We start from the raw sequence: 1,432 nt of genomic DNA, 5'->3' as shown, positions 1-1,432 counted from the left end.
TCTCGTGACTGCGTGCCTTTTGAAGAATGAGCCTGCGAGTTTGCGGTGTGTTGCGAGGTTAACCCGTGTGGGGAAGCCGTAGCGAAAGCGAGTCCGAATAGGGCGTTTTAGTAGCGCGCTCAAGACCCGAAGCGGAGTGATCTAGCCATGGGCAGGTTGAAGCGGCTGTAAGAGGTCGTGGAGGACCGAACCCACCAGGGTTGAAAACCTGGGGGATGACCTGTGGTTAGGGGTGAAAGGCCAATCAAACTCCGTGATAGCTGGTTCTCCCCGAAATGCATTTAGGTGCAGCGTCGTGTGTTTCTTGCCGGAGGTAGAGCACTGGATAGGCGATGGGCCCTACCGGGTTACTGACCTTAGCCAAACTCCGAATGCCGGTAAGTGAGAGCGCGGCAGTGAGACTGTGGGGGATAAGCTCCATGGTCGAGAGGGAAACAGCCCAGAGCATCGACTAAGGCCCCTAAGCGTACGCTAAGTGGGAAAGGATGTGGAGTCGCACAGACAACCAGGAGGTTGGCTTAGAAGCAGCCACCCTTGAAAGAGTGCGTAATAGCTCACTGGTCTAGTGATTCCGCGCCGACAATGTAGCGGGGCTCAAGCGTACCGCCGAAGTCGTGTCATTGCAGCTATAGGGCCAACGCCCGCTGTGATGGGTAGGGGAGCGTCGTGTGCCGGGTGAAGCCGCAGCGGAAGCTAGTGGTGGACGGTTCACGAGTGAGAATGCAGGCATGAGTAGCGATACACACGTGAGAAACGTGTGCGCCGATTGACTAAGGGTTCCTGGGTCAAGCTGATCTGCCCAGGGTAAGTCGGGACCTAAGGCGAGGCCGACAGGCGTAGTCGATGGATAACCGGTTGATATTCCGGTACCCGCTGTGAAGCGTCAAACATTGAACCAGGCGATGCTAAGTCCGTGAAGCCGCCCTGGAGCCTTCGGGCAAAGGGGAGTGGTGGAGCCGACGGTCCAGACCTGCAGTAGGTGAGTGATGGGGTGACGCAGGAAGGTAGTCCATCCCGGGCGGTGGTTGTCCCGGGGTAAGGGTGTAGGCCATGTGGCAGGTAAATCCGTCACATATTAAGGCTGAGACCTGATGCCGAGCCGATTGTGGTGAAGTGGATGATCCTATGCTGTCGAGAAAAGCCTCTAGCGAGTTTCATGGCGGCCCGTACCCTAAACCGACTCAGGTGGTCAGGTAGAGAATACCGAGGCGTTCGGGTGAACTATGGTTAAGGAACTCGGCAAAATGCCCCCGTAACTTCGGGAGAAGGGGGGCCATCACTGGTGAGAGGACTTGCTCCTCGAGCTGGGGGTGGCCGCAGAGACCAGCGAGAAGCGACTGTTTACTAAAAACACAGGTCCGTGCGAAGCCGTAAGGCGATGTATACGGACTGACGCCTGCCCGGTGCTGGAACGTTAAGGGGACCGGTTAGT

The 1,432-nt window shown here is 57.3% G+C and carries 1 rRNA gene (cut by a window edge); it reads left to right on the top strand.

The features are described 5' to 3' along the window. Nucleotides 1-1,432, top strand: a 23S ribosomal RNA gene (locus ACIBLC_RS41855) (its annotated part extends 166 nt beyond the left edge of the window); the annotation flags it as partial.

Source organism: Streptomyces sp. NPDC050535 (assembly GCF_044457665.1).
Taxonomy (GTDB): Bacteria; Actinomycetota; Actinomycetes; order Streptomycetales; family Streptomycetaceae; genus Streptomyces.
Note: the sequence above shows the minus strand (reverse complement) of the source record. Positions and strands in the feature narration are given on the sequence as shown.